The following is a 3865-nucleotide window of genomic DNA, read 5'->3' as shown; positions in this document are numbered from 1 at the left end:
GGCTTCGGCAGCGGCACCGCCGCCTTCGGCAACGGCACCGCCGCGCGGCGCGCCGCTGGCCGCGGCCTTGGCGAGATATCCCTGAACAGGTCAGCCCATGGCGCAGCGCGAGACCGTTTCGCCGCCCAGGCCGGCTCGACTGGCATTCCAATCAGGATTGCCGCGACGGCAACGGTAACCATTGCCGCTCCAATGCGGCCAAAGGCGCCAGTAACCCATTTTCGGCTTGCTTTCCGCACGGTAAAGTTCATGTCAATTCCACGAACCCAACCCGCGGTCCGCCCGTATAGTCGGCGGATCGTGCGGCAACGAACAAAACCATCGGAGGGAAGTGCGTATGCTCGGATTGATGCAAGACTGGCCTTTGCTTTGCCACCGGATTATCGAACACGCGGCGAAGTATCACGGCACGCAAGAGGTCGTCACGCGGTCGGTCGAAGGTCCCATTCATCGCACCAATTACGCCGAAATTCATGCGCGCGCGCTGAAAGTATCGCAACGGCTCGACCGCGACGGCATCAAGCTCGGTGACCGTGTCGCCACCATCGCCTGGAACACTTGGCGCCATCTCGAAGCCTGGTACGGCATCATGGGAATCGGCGCGATCTGCCACACCGTCAATCCGCGGCTGTTTCCCGACCAGATCGCCTGGATCATCAACCACGCGCAGGACCGTGTGGTGATGACCGACATCACTTTCGTGCCGATCCTGGAAAAGATCGCAGCCAGCCTGTCGAGCGTCGAGCGCTACATCGTGCTGACCGACAAGGCCAACATGCCGCAGACAACGCTGAAGAACGCGGTCGCCTATGAGGACTGGATCGCGGAAGCCGACGGCAAGTTCAAGTGGAAGGACTTTGACGAAAACACCGCGGCCGCGATGTGCTATACCTCGGGCACCACGGGCGATCCGAAAGGCGTGTTGTATTCGCACCGTTCCAACGTGCTGCACGGATTGATGGCCAACAATGTCGACGCTCTCGGCACCAGCGCCGCCGAGACAATGCTGCCGGTGGTGCCGTTGTTCCATGCCAATAGCTGGGGCATCGCGTTCTCAGCGCCGTCGATGGGCACCAAGCTCGTGATGCCGGGCGCCAAGCTCGACGGCGCTTCGGTCTATGAACTTCTCGACACCGAGAAGGTCACGCACACCGCCGGTGTTCCCACGGTGTGGCTGATGCTGCTCAACCACATGTCGGCCGGCAATCTGAAGCTGCCCCACCTGAAGAGCGTGGTGTGCGGCGGTTCGGCGATGCCGCGCTCGATGATCAAGTCGTTCGTCGACATGGGCGTTCGCGTGCGCCACGCCTGGGGCATGACCGAGATGAGCCCGATCGGCACCGTCGCCGCGCTGAAGCCGCCCTTTGCCGAACTCACCGGCGAGGAACGGCTCGACATCCTGCAGACCCAGGGCTATCCGCCGTTCGGCGTCGAGATGAAGATCACCGACGATGCCGGCAAGGAACTGCCGTGGGACGGCAAAACCTTCGGCCGCCTCAAAGTGGCCGGACCTGCGGTGGCCAAGGCCTATTTCAAGATCGATACCGACATCCTCGACGACGAAGGCTATTTCGACACCGGCGACGTCGCGACGATCGACCCGCATGGCTACATGCGGATCACCGATCGCTCCAAGGACGTCATCAAGTCCGGCGGCGAATGGATTTCGTCGATCGATCTGGAAAACCTCGCGGTCGGCCATCCCGCGGTTGCGGAAGCCGCTGTGATCGGCGTCTATCATCCCAAATGGGACGAACGTCCGCTTCTGATCGTGCAGCTCAAGCAAGGCCAGCAGGCGACGTGTGAGGACATCCTGAAGTTCATGGAAGGCAAGATCGCCAAATGGTGGATGCCCGACGACGTCGTTTTCGTCGACGGCATTCCGCACACCGCGACCGGCAAGATCCTGAAGACCGCATTGCGTGAACAGTTCAAGAGCTACCGCTTCCCGAACGCGGCGGCCTGAATCAAATCTGTCCCTCCCTTGCCGGGAGGGACAGTCCAAACAAGGAGCTGGCGTGAATTTGAACGCCGGCGGGCCAGTGCGCGATGTGACGCGCTTTTCGTATTTCGATCGGTTTTTGATCCTGCTTGACGGGGCCAGCGCTCGCGCGAGTGGTATCGCCGGCGGCAAATAAGCACTCCCCCAAATTAGACGCAGGGTTTACCGGCAGCCGGCTGTTTGTGAACACGGCGTACAATGATAGCCGCCCCGGCATCCCGCACGAACCTAACTGCTGAGAGCATCGAAGACGCGATCGCTGCAGCCCGCTGGCGGTGTGCGATCGCTGCGTAAGCTCCAATATCGATACTGCCGTTGGGATGGCGCAGGACAGCATCATCGCTGCCAGCTCGTCTTGGACCGCCGCTCCAGTTCTTTTCCGCTGACATTTGTCTGGTCTCCATGAGCTGACGGAGCCACTTTATTCTATTCTTGAATAATGATAATAACCTGCAACTTCATTTCATTCGTGAAATTTGTTCATGAATAGCGCCTCCACCGAGATGAATGCTTTTGTACGCGTCGTCGAGCGCGGCAGCTTCGCCGCGGCGGCGGGCGATCTCGGGATCACGCCTTCAGCGCTCTCCAAGCTCGTGACCCGCATTGAGGCCCGGCTGGGCGTCCGTCTGCTGACGCGCACCACGCGACGTCTGGTTTTGACCGCAGAAGGGGAGCTTTTCGTCGCCCGAAGCCGGGAAATACTTGCATCGATCGAGGCCGCGGAAGCCGAGATAACAGCGGGAAGCCGTGCTCCACGCGGGCATTTGAGGATCAGCGTCGGGACAGCGTATGCCAAACAGATCCTCGGTCCCGCGCTTCCGCTCTTCCTCGCCCGCTATCCGGATATCACCGTCGAGCTTCTTGTTTCGGACCGGCAAATCGATCTTGTTGCCGAGCAGGTGGACCTGGCCATCCGCTCCGGATGGCTTGGCGACTCAACGCTCGTGGCCCGCAAGATCGCCGACGCCAGACGCCTTATCTGCGCCAGCCCGCTCTATCTCGGGAAATGCGGTTCACCGCGCGTGCCCGCCGATCTGCTGCTGCACAATTGCCTGACGCTGACCGGCGGCTTTGGGCAGCTCAATCAATGGCCGTTCCGCACCGATGAAGGCATCAACCGGCTCGCCGTCTCAGGCACCTTTGCAAGCGACAATGCCGACCTGCTGCTCGACGCTGCGGTAGCGGGGCTGGGCATCGCGAGATTGGCCGACTTCGTGGTCGCGCGTGCGTTTCAGAAGGGCGCGCTCGTTCCGCTGCTGGAGGATACCCATCTGAGCGAGCCGTTTCCGATCCATGTCGTGACGGTGCCCGGCCGTCACCGCACGCCCCGCGTCAAGGTCTTCACCGAGTTCATGATCGCGCAGTTGGAAGGTGCGCGGTGACGCGCAGCATTGCCTTTGGGCCAATTTTCGCGGATAGGCCTGCGCGCAGCGGCGAAGGCTAGCCCTCACCTGGCTCACATGGTCGGGACCGTCGGTGCAATTGACCGGCGCGTGCGACGCGCCGCGTCCAAATCAGCGCGAGAGCGCCAACGCCTCCAGCTTTCGCTGCGCGTCGGGTTCGCCCCATTCCTTCGCCCGCTGGTACCACATACGGGCCTGCGCGATATCAGCCAGCGGACCATCGGCGCCGATCTGCTTGAGCAGCGCCGGATCATAGGTGGTGCCGACGAGCAGTGCTGCCCGCGCATCCCGCGCCTCGGCGCCGCGCATCAGCAACAGCCGTGCCGACTGGACATCGCCGCTGGCGAGCAGGTCCTGTCCGCGTTTGATCAGGCCAGCGACTTCCCTCGGATCGAGGCTGCGCACGACGTCCGCCTGCGGCCGCGCCGGGGCTGGAGCCGTCACCGGCGGCGGCACGGCC

The 3865-nt window shown here is 62.5% G+C and carries 2 protein-coding genes and 2 pseudogenes; 2 read left to right on the top strand and 2 right to left on the bottom strand.

Features of this window, described 5'->3' with window-relative positions; translation table 11 throughout:
* Positions 1 to 182: pseudogene (locus CP49_RS46635) on the bottom strand (hypothetical protein); the annotation flags it as partial.
* A gap of 155 nt (positions 183 to 337) precedes the next feature.
* On the opposite strand from CP49_RS46635, the gene CP49_RS02125 reads away from it, so the two are divergent.
* Both CP49_RS02125 and CP49_RS02120 read left to right on the top strand, forming a co-directional pair.
* Positions 338 to 1966, top strand: coding sequence for a fatty-acid--CoA ligase (locus tag CP49_RS02125; RefSeq protein ID WP_057848648.1), 1629 nt, complete (start codon positions 338 to 340; stop codon positions 1964 to 1966).
* A 518-nt stretch (positions 1967 to 2484) separates the two neighbouring features.
* Positions 2485 to 3384 (top strand): LysR family transcriptional regulator, encoded by a 900-nt coding sequence (locus tag CP49_RS02120; RefSeq protein WP_063791611.1) that lies wholly within the window; start codon positions 2485 to 2487, stop codon positions 3382 to 3384.
* 132 nt (positions 3385 to 3516) lie between these two features.
* Here the strand turns inward: CP49_RS02120 and CP49_RS45735 are convergent.
* Positions 3517 to 3865: pseudogene (locus CP49_RS45735) on the bottom strand (hypothetical protein); the annotation flags it as partial.

The sequence above is a fragment of the Bradyrhizobium valentinum genome (assembly GCF_001440405.1).
Taxonomy (GTDB): Bacteria; Pseudomonadota; Alphaproteobacteria; order Rhizobiales; family Xanthobacteraceae; genus Bradyrhizobium; species Bradyrhizobium valentinum.
This window is presented reverse-complemented; position numbering and strand designations above follow the sequence as displayed.

Bases quoted from the DNA above. Each gene is read 5' to 3' on its own strand.
- CP49_RS02125 (WP_057848648.1), top strand. From the start codon at position 338: ATGCTCGGATTGATGCAAGACTGGCCTTTGCTTTGCCACCGGATTATC.
- CP49_RS02120 (WP_063791611.1), top strand. From the start codon at position 2,485: ATGAATAGCGCCTCCACCGAGATGAATGCTTTTGTACGCGTCGTCGAG.